We start from the raw sequence: 19,745 nt of genomic DNA on the forward strand, positions 1-19,745 counted from the left end.
ACACCCATTGTGAGTGGAGCGATGTCTTGGCCTTTTCTGCGCTTGTACATACTGGTTCTTCTATATTTCAGTGCCAATGCCATTCTTAACGTGATCATCCCATTACAAGGGGAGTCTTTGGGTGCGAGCGGTACAACGATTGGAATGATCATGGGCGCTTATATGTTCACAACGATGTTTTTCAGACCCTGGGCAGGTCGGATTATTCAAAAGCACGGTCCGATCAAAATATTGCGTTTGATTCTGATCATCAATGGATTTGCGCTGATTTTATATACCTTTACGGGACTCGGAGGTTATTTGGTTGCTCGTATTTTACAAGGTGTATCGACAGCGTTTTTCTCCATGGCCTTGCAGATTGGCATTATTGATGCACTTCCGGAGAAAGATCGGTCACAGGGGATTTCGTATTATTCGCTATTCAGTTATATACCGGGGATCGTGGGGCCTGTTATCGCATTAGGAATCTGGCAGACGGGTGGCATGGATTACTTTACAGTGGTTCTGATCGGCATTGCCATCTGTACGGGCGTTTTCGGATATACCGCCAAAATGGAACCAAACAAGGAGCAACCTGCTGAGAATCTTTCGGAGCAGAACGTGAGCATGTGGGAATCCTTTGGTCAGTTGGTGAAGAATCCACATTTATTTCGTTGCAGTGTGTTAATGCTCGCCGCTTCCGTTGTATTTGGCGCGATTACCACCTTTATTCCGCTGTATGCGAGCCAAGTACCAGACGGGAATGCGGGTGTATATCTGATGCTTCAGGCAGGAACGGTGGTGCTGGCTCGAATTATGCTTCGAAAAAGGATTCCTTCCGATGGCAGTTGGCATTCTCCTTTCATGATGGGCACCATGTGTCTGCTCGCCGTAGCTGCGCAATGTGTCAGTTTTGCCGTGACAGGCGGGGTGCTCTTTTTCTATGTGGGCGCTGTATTCATGGGAATCGGTCAGGCGATCCTGTATCCGACACTCACGACCTATTTATCTTTTGTCTTGCCTAAGCTGAACCGGAACGTCCTGATTGGGTTATTTATCGCGATGGCGGATCTGGGGATTTCTCTGGGTGGTGTGATTATGGGACCCGTCGCTGACTTCTCTTCCTATTCATTTATGTACATGATGTGTGCTATCCTAGGAGCGGTAATGATCGTTTTTGCCTATGAACGGCGGAGACCCGTTACAGGTACATCTGTGAGTTGACTGCCAGAAGAGAAAGTGGTGACGAACGTTTGAAGTCTTCGATGAATGCAACATCCAATGGGAAATTAAATCCGGTATCCTTTTCGTTTATCCGGTTTTATATGCTGGCTTTTTTATTTTTTGCGGCGAATTCAGCTTTGACAATTATTCTGCCTTTGCGAAGCGAAGCCGCCGGATTGAACCAGGCTGAGATTGGTCTGATGATGGGAGCATATATGTTCACTTGTATGCTCTTGAGACCTTTTGCAGCACAGCTGCTGGGTAAGCATGGGCCACTTCGTGTGATGCAATGGTTATTGATTTTGCATGCCGGAACGCTGCTGCTGTTTGTTGTTTTTGGTGTGGAGACGTATCTGTGGTTGCGGGCCCTGCAAGGGGTGGCTACGGCTTTTTTCTCCATGACGATGCAGGCAGGCATTGTGGAAAAGCTGGAGGACAAGGACCGGGCACAAGGGCTGTCCATGTACACCCTGTTTACGATGGTTCCTTCTCTGGTCATTCCGATCCTTGCCATACAAATCTGGGAAAATGCCAGTGATCTGGCGTTTACGCTGCTGATGATCGGACTGGCGGCGCTGCCACTTCTGATTGGATATAATGTGGATCTGCCACGGAGTACCGTGCAGAACAAATCGTACACCTTGGGTGACATGTTTCGTTCATTCGGCGGCATCTGGCGCAGTACGCCACTGCTGATTAGCAGTGTGGTGATGTTGTTTGCGTCCTGCGTTTTTGGGGCAACAGCGACCTTTCTTCCCCTGTATATGGTATCCACTGGACTGGCGAGTGCAGGGGTATTTCTGACGATACAGGGATTGGTTGTGATCCTGTGCAGGTTTATTTTGCGTAAAAAAATTCCGTCCGACGGTAGCTGGAATACTTGGCTGATGGCAGGGTTAATGCTGTGCGCAGCACTGGGAACCCAGTTACTCAGCCTGATGGAGATCATCGGGCCGCTAGTGTATTTATCCGCGGTGTTTAGCGGTTTTGCCCTGGCACTGTTGTACCCGACATTAACCACATATCTGTCCTTTGTGCTGCCTGCGGATTCCAGATATGTACTCATGGGGATCTTCATGTCCTCGTATGACCTTGGATTCTCTCTGGGTGGACTGGCAATGGGGCTTATTGTGCAAGCGAGTTCGTATTCGACCATGTTTATGATCTGCACGTTGCTCTCTGTTTCAGCGATGGTACTGGTGTTGGTGTTCAGGCAACGGATGGAAGCGGGCAATAAGGCCAGATCTGGGGTGGCTATATAAATTGAACTAAAGAACATTTACAGAGGAGGTTTATGACTCACTTCTTGCCAAAACGTATCCTCAGGATGCGAAAGTGCAAGGGCTGGTCGTCAACCTTTTTTGTTTTTTTTGCAGGTTGAAATCAAAAATAGTTTGACAATGACTGTCTAACAGGATTATAGTCATTGTTGTTAATCGTAATAATTACTATTAAAGTCTGAATTACACAGACTGCACATATAAGGAGTAGATTTCTATGACACAAAAGCAAGTTCCGGTAACCGTACTGAGTGGTTACCTCGGTTCAGGGAAAACGACGGTTTTGAATCACGTGTTGAACAACAGACAAGGGCTTAAGGTTGCCGTAATCGTTAACGACATGAGTGAGGTCAATATTGATGCAGCGCTGGTTAAGGGGGAGGCAACCTTGTCTCGAACCGAAGAGAAGCTGGTGGAGTTGTCGAACGGCTGCATCTGTTGCACCTTGCGGGATGATCTGATGCAGGAGATTGAGAAGCTGGTGAACGAAGGCAAGTATGACTATATTTTGATCGAATCCACCGGCATCAGTGAACCTGTTCCAGTTGCACAGACCTTTACATACGCCGATGAAGAGTCGGGTATTGACCTGACTAGTCTGGCCCGATTGGATTGTTTGGTAACGGTAGTAGATGCCAATCGATTCTGGCATGATTTTGGATCAGGTCAGAGTCTTCTGGATCGTAATCAGGCGACCGGAGATGAGGACACCCGTGACGTTGTAGACTTGTTGATTGATCAGATCGAAACCTGTGATGTGCTGCTACTGAACAAATGTGATCTGGTCGATGACACCGAGCTGAACAAGCTCGAAGGTATCATCCGCAAGTTACAGCCTAACGCCAAGATCATTCGGACCGAGAATGGACAGGTGAATCCGTCCGAGATTCTAAATACAGGCCGCTTTGATTTTGAGAAAGTGAGCATGTCCGCTGGATGGATTCAGGAGCTGGAGAAGGAGTCGCATACACCGGAAACCGAGGAATATGGTATTGGTTCCTTTGTCTATCGCCGTAGAAAGCCATTCCATCCTTCCCGTCTGGCTGAATTCATGAGTTACTGGCCGGAAGAAGTGGTACGTGCCAAAGGTTTAGTATGGCTTGCGGCTGAAGGGGATGTTGCGGCAAGTCTCAGTCAGGCAGGACCATCCATTCAATTTGGTCCTGCGGGACATTGGGTCGCGGCGTTGCCGGAAGCGGACAAAGAAGAGATTTTACGTAACGAGCCGGATGTTCTGGAGAAATGGGATGCCCAGTGGGGAGATCGTCAGACGGAGCTTGTCATGATTGGGATCGAAATGGAGCGTGCAAGCATTGAAGATGAGCTGGACCAGTGCCTGCTCAGTGATGAAGAAATGCTGGGCGACTGGGGCCAGTTCGACAATCCACTGCCATGGCCTGTGGAAGCGGTATAACTCGGAAGTTGATGTTCTAAACATAAATTTAATGGATAAAGGAGCTGTATTTCATGGCTAAAAAATCAAAAGTGGTACGTGAGAAGCAACGTCAGGCGATCGTGGCAAAATATGCGGACCTGCGCCGGGAATTGAAGGAAAAAGGGGATTACGAAGCATTGCAGAAATTGCCGCGTAATGCATCTCCGACCAGACTAAAGAATCGTTGTGAAGTGACAGGTCGCCCGCGGGGTTATCTACGAAAGTTCAAGGTATCTCGGATTAAGTTCAGAGAACTGGCTCATCAAGGACAGATTCCTGGTGTAACAAAATCCAGCTGGTAAAATGATCAAGGGATGTAGCTGACCACCATTGCATGAAGGCAGGTTGTTGTGTGTTTGGAGCTGCATGTGGTGCGTAGAACAGAGGTGGTATTTTGCTGAAAGGATGTTCATACTTCATGCTGGACTTGTTTACGTTACGAAGAATTCAGTCCGTAATGAACGGATATATTCACGAGAAGGTACCCGCGCCACTACGTACGATGGTGAAGTTGACGTATGTGATGAATGATAATGAATTGATCCTGACTGAAGAAAGACCCGCCGAGGAACGGTATCAATGGGATAAGATGCATATTGCCCGATTTTACTGGGAAGAAAATCAGTGGAAAGTGTATGCCAGAGATGAACAGAGCAGCTGGAACCCGGTAGATGTTATTACACCTTGTTCCGATTTTGAGAATGTGCTCGAGCAGGTGGAACGGGATGAGGCGGGGTTGTTCTGGCGTACGTGAGCGAGTTCGAAGCTAGCGAAACAGTGGCTAGCATCGGGCTTTTTTTGTGTCAAAGAATCATTGAAGCAAAGAGGGGGGCGATCTTTTGGTCTGCCTTCCTTAATGGGAAAAAGAATAAATAAAATCTGTTTTACAATAAAAATTTATTGTAAAACGATAAATATTATGATAAATTCATATCACTTAAAACAAGTGAGGTGCTTTTTGTGAAGCGAGGTACAACCATCTTTTTAAAATTGGCTGTGTTGCTTATTGGTGTTCCCATTCTTGCCTTATGTATATTCGGCATACCCTGGTTAGCAAACAATCCGGTGAATCCGAATTATGCAGGTGCACTATACCCCATAGTGATTATTATGTATGTGTCCGTTATTCCGTTTATTGTTGCACTGTACCAGGCATTCCGTCTGCTGAGCTACATCGACAAAAATGAAGCGTTCTCTCTAATGTCAGTGAAATCCTTAAAAACAATAAAATATTGTGCTATTGTAATCAGTAGTTTCTATTTTGTGATGTTGCCATTTGTTTATGTTGTAGCAGAGAAAGATGATGCCCCAGGCCTCATTCTTATGGGAATGGTTCCTATTTTTGCTTCATTGGTCATTGCAGTGTTTTCAGCAGTGCTCCAAAGATTGTTACAGGAAGCGATTGATATCAAATCAGAAAATGACCTAGTGGTCTGAGGTGAATATATGGCCATTATAATCAATATTGATGTGATGTTGGCAAAGCGGAAAATGACGGTTACCGAGCTTGCAGAGAGAGTTGAGATCACAATCGCCAATATTTCCATATTAAAAACAGGAAAAGCAAAAGCGATCCGTTTATCCACTCTGGATGCGATCTGTAAAGCACTGGATTGTCAGCCTGGAGATATATTGGAATATAAGGCTGATGAGGACGAAGATACAAATGAACTTATATAAAAAATGAACGAAGAAGACTCTGCATGTTATATGCAGAGTCTTTTTTTACATCAGCTTGTTCAAGGAATACGTCCCGTGCCCTATAACGAATGATTGTGCATCATACGGAATTGCATAGGTGTTACGTTTTCCTGGGTTTTAAAACAGCGGATGAAGTAGCTTGACTGTGAAAATCCCGTTTCCAGTGTAATTTGTTTAATGGAAAGGTTGGTTGTTGCGAGCAGCTGTTTCGCATGTAGTAGCCTGGATTCCAAGAGGAATTCCGGGAAGGAGATGCCAAACGTCTGACTGAACTTGCGGCTAAAGTATGTTGTACTGTATCCGGCAATCCCGGCAGCATGGTCAAGTGTGATGTGCTCATTACTATGAGAGCGAATATAATTCCCTGCTTCACGAATTCGCTCTGAAGTGTGATTTAAAGAAACATTGATTTGACTCGCTGCGGATTGCAATCGGGTCAGAAGTTCATATAATGTTGCTGCCACACTGTGCTCGTCCTCCACCTGATAGCCTCTGCCTAGCTCCAGCAATCGATCCATGAGCGCGGTAACCACCGGAAAGTTGGAACATTGAAACAGCCAGGGCTCGTCAACGCCTTTTCCATTTAACAGTTCTTCGAGACGAATACCGTAGAAGTGAATCCAACGAATACTCCAAGGGTCATCCAAATCTGAATAGTAGGTTTGTCTGAGACCGGGACCATAGAGGAATCCCTGCCCTCGTGTTAGCTCATAACGAGTGGTTCCCGTGTCCAGGAATCCTTTACCTTCAAGTACAAGGTGCAAATTATAGCATTGATCCAAGTTGATTTCGGTTGTGCCATATTCTCGATGTACACGATGTTTCGGAAAGTCACTGTACCCTCCAATAAAATCGGGAAAGCATACATGTCTGGGGAAAACCGGCTTGGGGAGAAAGATGTGTTCTTTCATGTGCATCCTCCATTTAAACGCAATATTTTTATGTAGTGAACTGAAATAGATTCAGCCTACTGTTATTTGAATCTTGGACAATGACAATATTTTATTATAAGTCGCATAATCTTGTCATTTATTATATGTGAAGGTTCCAATAGAATGGAGGCAATATGGCAGGTTAAGGGGGCAATTAAAGGTGGCAAAATCAATCCAAATGGATGAATTAAAAATGGGGGTCTGTTATTACCCTGAGCACTGGTCGGAAGCGTTGTGGGAGGACGATTTCCGTAGAATGAAAGAGATGAATATCACAGTTATTCGGATGGCTGAATTTGCATGGTCCATCTTTGAACCGGAAGAAGACCAGTTCGATTTTAGTTTTTTCCAGAAGGCACTGGATCTGGCGCATCAATACGGTTTAAGTGTTATTTTGGGAACACCTACTGCAACTCCACCAGCGTGGTTAACATCCAAATATCCTGAAGTATTAAACGCAAATAAGGACGGGGTGTTGTATCAACACGGCATGCGGCGTCATACCAACTACAGCAGCACAATCTTCAGACAGCAATGTGAAAAAATCGTGCGCAATATGGTGATTGCCTATAAAGATCATCCGGCTCTTATTGGATGGCAGATCGATAATGAATTCAATTGTCATATGGATGTTTTCTATGCTGAGGCAGATCATGTCGCCTTCCGTGAATGGCTCAAGAATCGTTATGAATCGTTGGAGAATCTGAACCAGGCATGGGGGACTGTTTTTTGGAGTCAGACCTATACCGACTGGGCGCAAGTTCACCTTACCCGAAATATGGTCAGCCAATCTCCAAATCCTCATTTGGCATTGGATGAGAAGAGATTTATCTCAGCCAATACGATTTCTTTTGCCAAGCTTCAGGTGGACATTATTCGCGAATTGGACCCTGAACATTGGATCACAACAAATGGTACGTTTGGACATTTGGATAATCATGAAATGACAGAAGACCTGTTGGATTTCTTCTCCTATGATTCGTATCCGCAGTTTGCCACGATCTTCCCAGGGACAGACGATAACTCATTACAAGATCGGGCCTGGAGCATGAAACTGTCGAACGTACGTAACATGTCACCGAACTTCTGTGTCATGGAACAACAGTCTGGGCCAGGAGGCTGGGTTGACAGTATAGGCATGGGTACGCCAAGACCGGGCCAGATCCGATTATGGTCGTATCAATCTGTTCTTCACGGAACAGATCTACTCGTCTACTTCCGCTGGCGGACAGCAACATTTGGCACCGAGATGTACTGGCATGGCATCAATGATTACCATAATCAACCTAACAGAAGAGTACGCGAGGTTGCACAAGTAGGGAAAGAGTTTGCCAAGATCGGGCGTGTTATTGCGGGCACTACATATCAAGCCGATGTTGCGATCCTACAGGATTACGATAACATCTGGGATGGAGAGTTGGATGAGTGGCACGGCCCGCTTCAGCAACAGAGTGTACGCTCCTGGTATAAACAGCTCCAGTATCGTCATATTCCGACGGACATGGTTACACTGCAACCAACGACAACACTGGAAGAGTTATCCGATTATAAGGTGATCATCTATGCTCACCCGGCCATCATGACAGACGAGACAGCAGAACTTCTGCAAGCCTATGTCAATCAAGGAGGCACGCTGTTTTTTGGTGCTCGCACCGGATATAAGGATCTCAGGGGGCATTGTTATATGAGACCGTTCCCTGGGGCTGTCGCTGAGTTGTGTGGTGTAACCGTAGAGGACTTTACCTTAATCAAAGGAACCATTCCAGCAGCTGAGCTGCAATGGAATGGGGCGAGTGAGCGACTTCAGGAGGGAACGTCAACGGCCGGATTTAACGAAGTTCTTTATGTGGAGCATGCTGACGTGCAGGTCATGGCTGAGTATACATCTGAATATTATGCAGGTAGTCCTGCATTGACCAAACGTACGGTAGGTCAGGGGCAAGTATGGTATTATGGAGCGGCTTACAATGAACCGGTCGTAGATGCTCTCCTGGATGAAATAGAGCTATCTTCACCTGTGGGTGACCTGGTAGAGGTACCGTCCGAAGTTGAGCTTGGTATCCGTTCTGGTAAGGATAAAGCTTATGTCTTTTTACTCAACTACTCGGATCAACAAGTCCCCATTAACCTTAAGAAGCAAGCAAAAGAGTTACTGTCAGGTACAACACTTCAGAATGAGATCAACATGCCCGCGTATGGTGTATTCATCCTGGAGATTGATTTGCCACATTAAGAAATTCATTCATCCATATCATGCATTATTTATAGAAATAACACCAAAAACGCCATGCAGCCCTTGCAAGGCGTTTTGTATATGCATGATGTAATGTGTAATACACGTTGAGCATGGGCTGTTATTGTCTAGATTTGGTATAACTATGCTTCGTACAAAATCTCACCTGTCCGGGATACGTCATATCCCTCGAATGATTGCAGTTCCTGCCTGAACTCCGGCGATTGGAGAATTCGCAGGACAGATTCTGTCCAGGCTTCATTACCTTGCTTCCTCAGCATGACCAGATCATAACGTTCCTGAATGAGCGGGATAAAATCAACCTGTCCCACAAGTCGCGCAGCCTTCTCAATGCCAACTCCGACATCAGCTTCTCCTGAACTGACTTTGGCCGCCACGCCCATGTGGCTGGTTTCTTCGACTTGATATCCGATCAGACCTGCGGCAGGAATTCCATGCAGTCGAAGTTGCTCATCCAGCAATACTCGCGCGCCAGAACCTATCTCCCGATTAGCGAGTCGAAGCTCAGGCTTGCTCAGATCGGTCCAATTCTGTAAGTTCTGCGGATTACCACGCTGTACGTACAGTCCGGCAGGACGTGATAGCAGGTTCACCACAACATAGGACCGTCCTGTCAGAATTTTGCGAATGTACGGCAGATTATACTCACCGGTATCTCCGTCGAGCAGATGGGTGCTGACCAGATCGGACTCACCGCGATACATCGAGATAAGCCCATCCAGACTACCCATGAACGAACGTAGCGGACGAATGTCCCGAGTTTGTTTTTCCATATGGCGCATTAGAATATCCAGACTGACATCCTGACCTGTTATGACCAGATGCCGTGGTACAGCAGTCATTGCATGAGCAGAACTCGCTGGAGTAATCGCATGCGCAGACCCAACGGGTGTAGTCGATTGTAAGGAAGTTGCCTGAAAATCACCCGGAATTGGCTGAGTCCCTGATGCCGAGGTCTGATGAGGAGTCGGGATACGCTGCCCTGAGGACTGAAGTTGCTTGGAGCGACGTTTATATGCCTCCAGATCGGTTGCATCAATTCGCATTTGTTTACCTACACGGTATGCAACGAGGTCTCCTTTTTTGATCAGGTCATAGACCGTCAGTTTCGATATTTTGAGCAGCTTGGATATTTCTTCGGTTGTGTAGGATTGCTCCTCCGTCATAAGTGAAGATCCTCCTTCAAAGGTATAGAGCAATTATGGTTTTATTATGAATGTTTCTTGTACTATATCATTAATTGAGGGATGCCATAAACCTGAGAGCACGCAATATACGCATAGGACAGATAACAAAAATCAAATGTGATCTTAATCACCTTCCCATTTTTTTTGTCTTGTGTATAATTAGATATAATCAATTATAACTAGTTATATCTAAAGATAACGTTGGGGGAGAAAAGAATGAGAAAGAGAATCGGATATGTGCTGGGAAGTATGTCACTGGGACTGACTCTTATATTGGCAGGTTGTGGCGCAAGCACGGGCACTACGGATACATCCACGGGTGCAGAACAAACGACCTCAACGCCAGCGGCATCAGGTGAAAGTTCATCAGCAGGAAATACCGATCCACAGGAAACGGTAGATCTGACGATCTCTGCGGCGGCCAGCCTGACCGATGCGATGAAAGAGATTGAAACCAATTATGAGCTAGCTAATCCTTATATAGAACTTAATTTTAACTTTGGCGCCTCGGGTGCCTTGCAACAGCAGATTGAACAGGGTGCCCCGGCTGATGTCTTTGTATCGGCGGCAACCAAAAATATGAATGCGCTAGTGGATGAAAACTTGATTGCATCGGGCGATCAGAAGAATCTGCTACAGAATTCACTGGTGGCCATAGTGCCAGCAGATGGGACCCACACAGTAACCAGTGAAACGGATCTCACCAGCGACTCCATCAAGACGGTAGCCATTGGGATTCCGGAAAGTGTTCCTGCAGGAACCTATGCCAAGGAAGCTCTGACCAATGCCAAGCTGTGGGATGAACTGGAAAGTAAACTTGTGCAGGGGAAAGACGTTAGACAGGTTCTTCAATATGTAGAGACAGGCAATGCAGATGCAGGATTTGTATATAAAACGGATGCTCTTACTTCGGATCAGGTGAAAATTGCGTTTGAGGTGGACAAGAACAGCTATACACCAGCCAACTATCCAATAGGCATTATTGAAGGAACCAAACACCGTACAGAGGCCGAACAATTTTATGCGTATTTACAAACCCCTGAAGTGCTCGATATCTTCGCGAAATACGGATTCACAATTCCGGAATGAATGTGAACGCCATAGACTGGTCCGTATTCTGGTCACCGGTGCGCCTATCGCTTCAGGTTGCGTTATTATCCAGCGTAGTGGCCACTGTGCTCGGAATTGCGATAGCCTGGAAGATGTCACGTTCTTCATTTCGGGGAAAAATTCTGCTGGAAACGGCATTTATGCTGCCGTTAGTCCTTCCTCCGACGGTGGTTGGATTTCTGTTACTTGTCATACTGGGGCGTAAAAGTCTGTTTGGACAATGGATTGAAGCCATATTCTCCGCACCGGTTATTTTCACCTGGTGGGCTGCGGTGATTGCTTCGGTGGTGGTTGCTTTTCCACTGGTGTATCAGACGATGAAATCGGGATTCAGTGGTGTGGATCGTGATCTGGAAGATGCGGGTCGTTCGATTGGGGCGAATGAATGGCAGGTCTTTCGTTACATTTCCTTGCCGCTCGCAGGCAGAGCATTGATGACCGCCTTCATCCTGGGCTTTGCCCGGGCACTCGGCGAATTCGGAGCGACACTGATGATTGCAGGCAATATTCCGGGCAAAACACAAACGGTACCCACGGCAATCTATGTCGCTGTAGATTCGGGCAATCAGACCATGGCTTGGGCATGGACTGTTTCCATTATTATCATCTCATTTCTCATGTTACTGATGACCAGACAGCAGCGAGATGGAAAAAATGACTGATTTGATATGTGTTGATATTATATATAAATGATGAAAAATCCGTTTTGAGGAAAGAACTTTTTTCCTTAACGCGGGTTTTTATTACCAATTTCATATGTACCAATATCAATATCCTGCCAAATTGGTCTTAATGGAAATGTAAAGCTGTTTTAACATAAAAAAATAAAAATTTTCCCGAAATTTAATCGTTCAGTACTCGCTTTCAGTGGGCTTGTTCCTGTAAGATAGAAGTAATGGATTCCAGCCAAGTACTGAAATAAGGAGAGACGACGATGAACACTAAATCTGATTGCGGCGTTTCGTTGCAAATTGATGACTATCTGGATCTTTTGCATTTTGCCATCCAAATTCAGGATCAGGAATGGCAACAATCCCTTATCCGCCAACTCAAAATATTTCAGACGGCGACGGAGCAGCAACGCACACCTGAAGAGGAACTATGGACACGGTTTGATTACATCAACAGCAAACTGACAGGTCTGTGCCACCAGATTCATGCCGCTCATTCCATGGACGAACGCAAGAAGTTCGAGGAACGGATCGGTCTCTTACAATTACAGCGAGTGGAAGTTGCACGTAAAATTAAATGGGCGAGTCGCAGATAGATGAGTAGTGTACACACCAAGTGATGCACCGCCAAAATGGTATAATCAATGAGAGTCATACAAGAAGAAGCCATCCGCCAATCGATATGGGGGATGGCTTTTTCTTATACTATAGAGAAGTCCTATAACCATATCAGGATGTCCTATTAGTTTAGTTATTGCCCTAAGATGACTTGTAATGATATTCTTTGTTCAACCTAATTCCGACTATACAAGTAAGAATGGTTTGTTAATAGGAAGAGGAATGGGAGTACACATCATATTTGCTGTGATAACAGCCTGTGGAGGAGATTGGGAATGGTTAAAAAACGGGGGATTCAAAAATTCCGGACAGCACTGCTGTTCATTACAATGCTGGCGGTACTGGCTGGATGCAGCACAGGAACTGCAAGTAATGATTCAGAATCTGCTTCGGCAGCAGGCGACACCAAAGTGAAAAAGATCATTGTAGGAACAGGTACACAGTTCCCAAATGTCTGCTTCATTGATGAGAATGGCAAGTTAACAGGTTATGATGTGGAACTGATCCGGGAGATCGACAAACGTTTGCCTGAGTATGAATTCGAATTCAGCACCATGGATTTCAAAAACCTGCTGCTGAGTCTGGAAACAAAAAAAATTGACCTGATCGCTCACCAGATGGAAGTGAATGATGAGAGACAGGCCAAGTTCCTGTTTAATGATGAAGCCTATAATATTTTTCCAAATAAAATTGTCGTAAGTCAGAAAAATGAGGAAGTAAAATCGATTGAGGATCTCAAAGGGAAAAAACTGATTGTTGGTGCTACAAGTAATGCGGCTGTACTTGCTGAGAAATGGAATGCAGCGAACGGCAACGGGATTGATATCGTTTATTCCGGAGCGGGTGAGGATACCATTACCCAGATCAAAACAGGCCGGGTGGATGCCACCATCAGCACGCAGTTTGCCATTGATTATCAGAATAAGGCGGTTGATGCTCAGCTGAAAACGGTAGGAGATGCCCTCTCCAACTCCAAAGTATACTTCATTCTGAACAAAGATGAGCAGGAGCTCAAAACCAAAGTGGACGAAGCGCTCAAAGCGATCAAAGAAGATGGAACGTTAGGCAAACTGAGCACAGAGTGGCTTGGAGCTGACTATACGGTTGAAGAGTAGTCTGAGAAAGGTATGCAGCGGTAATGGGAAAATCATTTGATCTGTCATTGGTTCTGGATTTCATCCCGGAACTGCTACGATATTTGCATATAACACTGATTGTACTGGGTGGTTCCATCGTGCTCGGACTGGTGGGCGGCGTGCTTCTGGCCGTTCCCCGGCTGTATCGGATTCCGGTACTAAGCCAGTTGGCTACTCTGTACGTCTCATTCATGCGGGGCACACCGATCCTGATCAAATTGTTCCTGGTGTATTATGGACTTCCCGAGTTGCTCAAACCCATTGGCATCGATCTGTCGAGAACCGACCCGTTGTTATTTGTCATAGTGACCTATGCGCTTAGTGACGCGGCATCCTTTGCCGAGATCTTTCGCGGAGCGGTGCGCAGTGTGGATAAAGGTCAGACGGAAGCAGCCTATGCTGCGGGTATGACCACATTCCAGTCTTTTCGGCGGATTGTTGTTCCGCAGGCACTGATTGTTGCTTTTCCGAACATGGCTAACACGTTAATCGGTTCATTAAAGGATACGTCTTTGGCTTTCTCCATTGGTGTCATGGATATGGTGGGCAGAGGGCAGACGTTAATTTCGGCTACATCGCACGCACTTGAAGTGTATATCAGTCTGTCTGTGGTCTATTATGTCATTGTTATTGTGCTTGAAAAAGGATTTGCCTTTGCAGAACGCAGACTCCAGCGTCATGAACGCAAGAGAGTTGTACACAAGCCGGCAATTCGAACCAAACGCCTGAAACGAATAGCGGGGTGAGCATATGTCGATTGATCTCCAGTTTATCTATACATCTTTTTTTCAAATCCTGAAGGCATTGCCACTGACACTCGTCATTACGATTGTTCCGTTGATTGCAGGCTTCGGAATCGGTCTGGCTACGGCTCTGATCCGTATCTATCGCGTGCGGTGGATTCACCGCATTGCTGACTTCTACGTTTCATTCCTGCGTGGAACACCGATGTTGATGCATCTATTCCTCATCTATTACGGTATTCCGATGATTATCGATAGGCTGGCGGAACGTTACGGTTGGGCTTTCCAATCCTCGTCGATTCCAATTCTCGTATTTGTACTGATTGCTTTCTCCCTCACTGCGGGCGCCTATATGTCCGAGATTATCCGTTCAGGCATTCTTGCTGTGGATATCGGCCAGATGGAGGCGGCTCACGCTGTAGGCATGAGCACATTCCAGGCTTTAAGGCGTATCATCATCCCTCAAGCGATCGGGGCTGTATTGCCTAACCTGTGCAGTATGTTTGTTGGGTTCCTGCATGGATCAACACTCGCTTTTACCGTGTCTCAGATGGACATCCTCGGTAAAGCGGATGTGGTGGCATCCGTCAGTCTGAAGTTTCTGGAGGCCTTTATCGCCGCAGCGTTCATCTATTGGGGGCTGACCATCATTGCCGAGCGGATCACTGCTCTGCTTGAGCGTCGGGTTGCCGTGTACAGCAAAGGAGGCGTGTCATGATTACACTAACCAACATACACAAAACTTTTGGCAAGCAGGAAGTATTGAAGGGAATTGATCTGACCGTGGAACAGGGCGATGTCGTAGCGATCCTTGGACCGAGTGGATCAGGCAAAACAACGCTGCTGCGCTGCGTCAATTTTCTGGAACGTGCCGATGAGGGCGAGGTTCAGATCAGTGGATTAACCGTCGATTGCAAGCATGCACGCAAACATGACATTGTGCAGTTGAGACGAAAAACGGCGATGGTGTTCCAGCATTATAATCTGTTCAAACACAAGACGGTGCTGGATAACGTCACGGAAGGTTTAATTATTGCCCAGAAAATGTCCAAAGCCGATGCCCGCACGCGTGCCTTGAGCGTGCTTGAACAAGTCGGACTGTCTGCCAAAATCAATGAGTATCCAAGTATGTTGTCAGGTGGACAACAGCAACGGGTGGGCATCGCCAGAGCATTGGCACTGAATCCCGAAGTGATTTTGTTTGATGAACCGACTTCTGCGCTGGACCCCGAGCTTGTGGGTGAAGTGTTGTCTGTCATCCGCTCCATTGCTCAAGAGGGGATTACCATGATTGTAGTCACCCATGAAATGGGGTTTGCCCGTGAGGTGGCAAATCGGGTTGTTTTCATGGATGGAGGTTCCGTTGTGGAGGAAGGAACCCCGGAAGAGGTGTTTGTACGTCCAAAGCAGGAACGTACTCGCCAATTCCTCAGTCGATATTCTTCCGACTGGAGTTATGTCATCTGACGATATAGGCGCAAGCTGTAGTAACTGACGATCCCGGCCCGGCATATGCTGTAACAGGCAAATGCTGATAGGCCGGGTTTTTCTATGGGTGAAGCAGGCCGTGACGGTAAGGAGGAGGACCATGCAGAGCAAAATCGATGAAATCATCACACATATTGCACACTCTCACCAGCAGATCGCACGTGTGCTGGATGCCAAACGCCAAGTCGCTGTACGCATGTCTGAAATCATCAATCATTTGCCAGATATCGAACCGGAGTTGGACGGCGTTGACGGTCTGCTGGATAGCTCTGGGCAAATCAACAAAAGCATTATCTCTTACTTGGGGGGCCTTGCAGATCTGGAAGAGGCTGTAGCCGAAACGCTGACCCAAGTCATGCGGGAGATCGCGGTTCAAGAGGAAGAATAAGCCCGGAAGGCGGGTGAAGGAACATGAGTAGAGAACAGAGCCTCATTCTGATGCTGGACGCAGCAGCCAAAATGCAGTGGAATATTGCCCTGATCCTGGAGGCAAAAGCGATTGAGGCCGAGAAGGTACGGAACTGGACGCTGAATCATTTGAATGGGGATACCTTTCTGACGCATGGGGATCAGGTAGGCGAGCCGCTTAAAATGCATGATCAGCTGGTGGAATTGCTGGAAGGATTAACCCGGATGGAGACCGGACTGTGCAACAATCTCAAAGCGGTGATGGTGCAGAACGATAGCGAAGATGGCGGCGGTATGGACGGTGGCATGTTTGGCGGCATGGATCTGGGAGACATGGGAAAATGAGTCTGATGCGGCGTGAGCAGGAAGCCAAACTGGCGCTCATTGAATCCATTGCACACAGTCAGCAGGCGCTGGCACGCATTCTGGACAGTGTAGCCAGTGTAACCGCTCATTCGGAAGTATCCGCCCGCAGTCTGGCCGAGAACATTCGTTTGCTGAGTCGCTATCAGGCAGAAATGTCTCGTATGGTTACGGGAATCAGGCTGGCCCGAATCCAGCATGGGGAGCCTGGCTTGCCGTGGCTCAAAGACCCCGGGTGTGCAATTCGTATCGTTCGGGACATACAGGAGGAATGTTGACATGTTAAAGAAGAAGAAAATACGACTGAGAACCAAAAGAGCTTTGTTAATCCGTGGAGCCCGTCTGCGCAAAATTCGCAAACTGCGTGCGCTCAGAGCCAAACGTGTTCTTCACAAACGCCCACTTAAAGGACGCAGTGCGTGGCTCAAAAAAAAGAAACGTACGGTACGGCGGCACCGGAGTCCAAAGCCCGTACAACCAGTCGTCCCGGCTACCCCTACCGATCCGAACCCGGACGGTGCGTACAGCCAGGGATACAACGAGGCGTACAACGAGGGATTCAACGCGGGTTTCGCCAAGGGATTCGAGGACGGACATCAGCTGGCTTACAAAGCACAGTAACCGAGTAGAGAGGATTATTCCTGCATGGAATGATACCTGTATACAGTTAGCCCGGGGGGACAGATCCTCCGGGCTATTTGCATCGCCGCAAAAGCGGACATGCCCGTACAGGCGGATGTGGAGGGCATGCGCCAATTTTGCGCCTTGCAGGACACCCGTCCATGATGCATCTGACCCCGAGGCATATCCTTTAGAGGGAAGACCAATCTCGGGGAGAGTCTGGAAGTGAGATCTCCTGAAGGAAGACAGGGTGAATAATGTGGCAAAACGAAGGCACCGTCCGCTGACCGAAGCGGAAACGGCTTACCGCGGCGGATATGCAGAAGGCCGCAGATTTGGCGGCTGTCAAGCCATGATGGAGCGGGTGCAGATGTTTGAACCGACCCTGCGGGACATGAAGGTGTTATATATCCCGCAAGGATTCGATGCCATCGATGAAGGTGTCACCTTGGCTCTGCAGCAATCTGTACGTGAATGCGTTGTTGGATCGCCAGCAACGATGTTGCAGGAAGCCAGTCAGCATCGGCCCGATGTTGTGCTCGTCATGAATGGTCTGCATGTATTTCCCGCAGATCATGTAGAGCAGGTGAATGGCATACGTGCACTCGGTATCCGAACTGCCGTGTGGTTTGTGGATGATCCGTATTTCACCGAAGATACAACGTCCCTTTGCCAGCACTATGATGTCGTCTTCACGCATGAAGAGGCCGCCGTACCCTTCTATCTGGGACATGGAGCGAACCAGGTCATCTATATGCCACTCGCGGTGAATCCAGGCATGTTTCAACCGCGGCGCGCCGCACCGCAGCATCAGCACGACATTTGTTTTATCGGTACCGGATTCTGGAACCGGATTGCCTTGTTTGATGAGCTGGCCCCTTTTCTAGCGGACAAAAAGGTATTCATTGCGGGTAGCCAGTGGAATCGGTTGACACGCTATGATGTACTAGGCCGTTTCATCCACGAAGGATGGATTGCTCCTGGAGAGACAGTAGATTATTACAATGGCGCCAAGATTGTCATTAACATTCACCGGACTTGCGAGAATGGGGAAGACAATCGTAATACACATCATCTTAAAGGTCACTCGATTAATCCACGAACGTATGAGATCAGCGCCTGCGGCACAATGCAGATTACGGATGCACGTGCAGATTTACCCCGTTATTATAAGCCGGGATATGACATCGAGACGTTCACCAACGCAGCAGAACTTCAGCGCAAGATCCACTATTATCTGAAGCATGAAGAAGAACGACAGGCGATGGCGTGGCGTGGACTTCTCACCACGATGAACCAGCATACATTCACTCGCCGGATCGGTCAGTTGCTGGAACATTTGTAATCCCCGTCTGAAGTGCAGCATCAACAAGAACACTATCCCAAAAAATAAAGGAGTGGCGGTATGTCTCTCAAACACCGTAAAACCAAAAAGGTTCATGCACCCGTACTGAGCCTGGCTGATCAAGCACGCAAAAATGGGCAACATGCCGGATATGACGCAGGTAAGGAAGAAGGATATCTGCGCGGTCGCGCCAACTATATAGTGAATTGTGCACAGGAACCGTTGCCTTTCCGACAGCTTCACGTGCTGTATGTATCCTCGGGTAAAGGCTTCCCTTACTCCCCGTTGGATGAGGCCATTATGGCCACGCTACAGGGTATGGTAGCTCAAGTAACCCTCTCTGATCCGCGTCAACCGGTTTCTGAAATTGCACTGCAGACGCGTCCTGATCTTGTGCTTGTGCTGGACGGAATGGATATCCCCATCGAGCATATCGATGCGATTCGCCAAGCGGGCATTCAGACGGCGATCTGGCTCACGGATGACCCGTACTATACAGATATGACGCTGGATATTGTGACACATTTTGACCATGTCTTCACGTTGGAACTAAACTGTATCGATCTATATCGACAAATCGGCTGCGCGTCCGTTCACTACCTCCCTTTTGCCGCATTCACTAATCATTACTTTCCAATTACAACTCCTTCCCCGTTAAAACGGGATGTCAGCTTTATCGGCTCGGCCTACTGGAACCGGGTATACTTCTTCAATCCGATCATGCCTCAGTTGATGTCACACAATACGGTATTTAACGGAATCTGGTGGGACCGTCTGCCTGACTATACTGCCTATGGCGAGAAGATTGAACTCGGTCGCTGGATGAGTCCGCCGGAGACCAATGATGTGTACAATGGCACCAAAATTGTCATCAACCTGCATCGATCCCACGAAGATGATTCCGTTAATAATAATCACCTCAAAATCGCGCCAGCTTCACCAAACCCGAGAACGTTTGAGATTGCCGCGTCCACGACGCTACAGCTGACCGACGCGCGGGATGACATTGCACGTTTCTACAAACCGGGTGTGGAGATTGAGACATATTCCTCGCCGCAGGAGTTACTCGACAAAGTGGAATATTATCTTACTCATGAAAAGGAACGCCGTGAGATTGCACTTCGTGGACTCGAACGTACACTGAAAGACCACACGTATGGCAAAAGAATTAATGAAATGTTAACCATCATATTCCCTTAATTCTGGCTGGGAGGAGGTGTGCACAGTACCCTGTATCGGATACCCGTGTA

Annotated in this window: 23 protein-coding genes; 21 read left to right on the top strand and 2 right to left on the bottom strand. The window is 47.3% G+C overall.

What is annotated here, in order from left to right; all coding sequences use genetic code 11:
• The first annotated feature begins 9 nt into the window (after positions 1-9).
• The 7 genes from cntE (AC1DE7_RS17220) (at position 10) to AC1DE7_RS17250 (ending at position 5,598) form a co-directional block, all read left to right on the top strand.
• Complete coding sequence (gene cntE / locus AC1DE7_RS17220) at positions 10-1,203, top strand: staphylopine family metallophore export MFS transporter CntE (RefSeq protein WP_477534862.1); 1,194 nt, start codon at positions 10-12, stop codon at positions 1,201-1,203.
• Positions 1,200-2,465, top strand: a complete 1,266-nt coding sequence (gene cntE / locus AC1DE7_RS17225) for a staphylopine family metallophore export MFS transporter CntE (protein WP_477534863.1) — start codon at positions 1,200-1,202, stop codon at positions 2,463-2,465. The genes cntE (AC1DE7_RS17220) and cntE (AC1DE7_RS17225) overlap by 4 nt, the downstream gene beginning before the upstream one ends.
• Positions 2,466-2,700: 235 nt before the next feature.
• Positions 2,701-3,897, top strand: coding sequence for a GTP-binding protein (locus AC1DE7_RS17230; protein ID WP_339195296.1), 1,197 nt, complete (start codon positions 2,701-2,703; stop codon positions 3,895-3,897).
• A gap of 53 nt (positions 3,898-3,950) precedes the next feature.
• Complete coding sequence (gene rpsN / locus AC1DE7_RS17235; protein ID WP_036605831.1) at positions 3,951-4,220, top strand: 30S ribosomal protein S14; 270 nt, start codon at positions 3,951-3,953, stop codon at positions 4,218-4,220.
• 116 nt (positions 4,221-4,336) lie between these two features.
• Complete coding sequence (locus AC1DE7_RS17240) at positions 4,337-4,672, top strand: DUF3024 domain-containing protein (RefSeq protein ID WP_127547091.1); 336 nt, start codon at positions 4,337-4,339, stop codon at positions 4,670-4,672.
• A 206-nt stretch (positions 4,673-4,878) separates the two neighbouring features.
• On the top strand, positions 4,879-5,355 hold the full coding sequence (locus AC1DE7_RS17245; protein WP_477534864.1) for a DUF2975 domain-containing protein: 477 nt from the start codon (positions 4,879-4,881) through the stop codon (positions 5,353-5,355).
• Between the two features lie 9 nt (positions 5,356-5,364).
• Positions 5,365-5,598 (top strand): helix-turn-helix domain-containing protein, encoded by a 234-nt coding sequence (locus AC1DE7_RS17250; protein WP_036605834.1) that lies wholly within the window; start codon positions 5,365-5,367, stop codon positions 5,596-5,598.
• Between the two features lie 80 nt (positions 5,599-5,678).
• Here the strand turns inward: AC1DE7_RS17250 and AC1DE7_RS17255 are convergent, their stop codons facing one another.
• Positions 5,679-6,530 (bottom strand): AraC family transcriptional regulator, encoded by an 852-nt coding sequence (locus tag AC1DE7_RS17255; protein WP_053061415.1) that lies wholly within the window; start codon positions 6,528-6,530, stop codon positions 5,679-5,681.
• A 181-nt stretch (positions 6,531-6,711) separates the two neighbouring features.
• Here AC1DE7_RS17255 and AC1DE7_RS17260 point away from each other — a divergent pair, with 181 nt between their 5' ends.
• Positions 6,712-8,784 carry a beta-galactosidase gene (locus AC1DE7_RS17260; RefSeq protein ID WP_477534865.1) on the top strand — a complete coding sequence of 691 codons (2,073 nt, stop codon included), beginning with the start codon at positions 6,712-6,714 and terminating at the stop codon, positions 8,782-8,784.
• Positions 8,785-8,927: 143 nt separating this feature from the next.
• Here the strand turns inward: AC1DE7_RS17260 and AC1DE7_RS17265 are convergent, their stop codons facing one another.
• Entirely contained in the window at positions 8,928-9,971 is a 1,044-nt protein-coding gene (locus tag AC1DE7_RS17265) for a substrate-binding domain-containing protein (protein WP_477534866.1), read from the bottom strand.
• Positions 9,972-10,208: 237 nt separating this feature from the next.
• Between AC1DE7_RS17265 and modA the strand changes: the two genes are divergently transcribed.
• The 13 genes from modA to AC1DE7_RS17330 all read left to right on the top strand — a co-directional run bounded on the left by modA (position 10,209) and on the right by AC1DE7_RS17330 (position 19,695).
• A complete protein-coding gene (gene modA, locus AC1DE7_RS17270) occupies positions 10,209-11,081 on the top strand; it encodes a molybdate ABC transporter substrate-binding protein (RefSeq protein WP_477534867.1) in 873 nt (290 codons plus the stop codon).
• Positions 11,078-11,764, top strand: coding sequence for a molybdate ABC transporter permease subunit (gene modB / locus AC1DE7_RS17275; RefSeq protein WP_083669918.1), 687 nt, complete (start codon positions 11,078-11,080; stop codon positions 11,762-11,764). Before modA ends, modB begins: the two co-directional genes overlap by 4 nt.
• Before the next feature lie 272 nt (positions 11,765-12,036).
• Positions 12,037-12,369 carry a hypothetical protein gene (locus AC1DE7_RS17280; protein ID WP_017692504.1) on the top strand — a complete coding sequence of 111 codons (333 nt, stop codon included), beginning with the start codon at positions 12,037-12,039 and terminating at the stop codon, positions 12,367-12,369.
• A 315-nt stretch (positions 12,370-12,684) separates the two neighbouring features.
• The gene (locus tag AC1DE7_RS17285; RefSeq protein ID WP_036673581.1) at positions 12,685-13,506 is read left to right on the top strand and encodes a transporter substrate-binding domain-containing protein; all 822 of its coding nucleotides are present in this window, start codon (positions 12,685-12,687) and stop codon (positions 13,504-13,506) included.
• 23 nt (positions 13,507-13,529) lie between these two features.
• A complete protein-coding gene (locus AC1DE7_RS17290) occupies positions 13,530-14,273 on the top strand; it encodes an amino acid ABC transporter permease (RefSeq protein WP_076253280.1) in 744 nt (247 codons plus the stop codon).
• Positions 14,274-14,277: 4 nt separating this feature from the next.
• Positions 14,278-14,988 (top strand): amino acid ABC transporter permease, encoded by a 711-nt coding sequence (locus AC1DE7_RS17295; protein ID WP_076253281.1) that lies wholly within the window; start codon positions 14,278-14,280, stop codon positions 14,986-14,988.
• Positions 14,985-15,737: an amino acid ABC transporter ATP-binding protein gene (locus tag AC1DE7_RS17300; RefSeq protein ID WP_477534868.1), complete on the top strand. Its 753-nt coding sequence runs from the start codon at positions 14,985-14,987 to the stop codon at positions 15,735-15,737. Before AC1DE7_RS17295 ends, AC1DE7_RS17300 begins: the two co-directional genes overlap by 4 nt.
• A 121-nt stretch (positions 15,738-15,858) precedes the next feature.
• Positions 15,859-16,146, top strand: a complete 288-nt coding sequence (locus AC1DE7_RS17305) for a hypothetical protein (RefSeq protein WP_017692509.1) — start codon at positions 15,859-15,861, stop codon at positions 16,144-16,146.
• Between the two features lie 23 nt (positions 16,147-16,169).
• Entirely contained in the window at positions 16,170-16,511 is a 342-nt protein-coding gene (locus AC1DE7_RS17310; protein ID WP_017692510.1) for an alpha-helical endospore appendage domain-containing protein, read from the top strand.
• The gene (locus AC1DE7_RS17315; RefSeq protein WP_017692511.1) at positions 16,508-16,807 is read left to right on the top strand and encodes a hypothetical protein; all 300 of its coding nucleotides are present in this window, start codon (positions 16,508-16,510) and stop codon (positions 16,805-16,807) included. Before AC1DE7_RS17310 ends, AC1DE7_RS17315 begins: the two co-directional genes overlap by 4 nt.
• Position 16,808: 1 nt before the next feature.
• Positions 16,809-17,150 carry a hypothetical protein gene (locus AC1DE7_RS17320; RefSeq protein ID WP_340028451.1) on the top strand — a complete coding sequence of 114 codons (342 nt, stop codon included), beginning with the start codon at positions 16,809-16,811 and terminating at the stop codon, positions 17,148-17,150.
• A gap of 250 nt (positions 17,151-17,400) precedes the next feature.
• Positions 17,401-18,495, top strand: a complete 1,095-nt coding sequence (locus AC1DE7_RS17325; protein ID WP_083677493.1) for a CgeB family protein — start codon at positions 17,401-17,403, stop codon at positions 18,493-18,495.
• A 60-nt stretch (positions 18,496-18,555) separates the two neighbouring features.
• Positions 18,556-19,695, top strand: a complete 1,140-nt coding sequence (locus AC1DE7_RS17330; RefSeq protein ID WP_047841233.1) for a CgeB family protein — start codon at positions 18,556-18,558, stop codon at positions 19,693-19,695.
• Positions 19,696-19,745 lie beyond the last annotated feature (50 nt).

The organism is Paenibacillus sp. 10L310, from assembly GCF_056395745.1.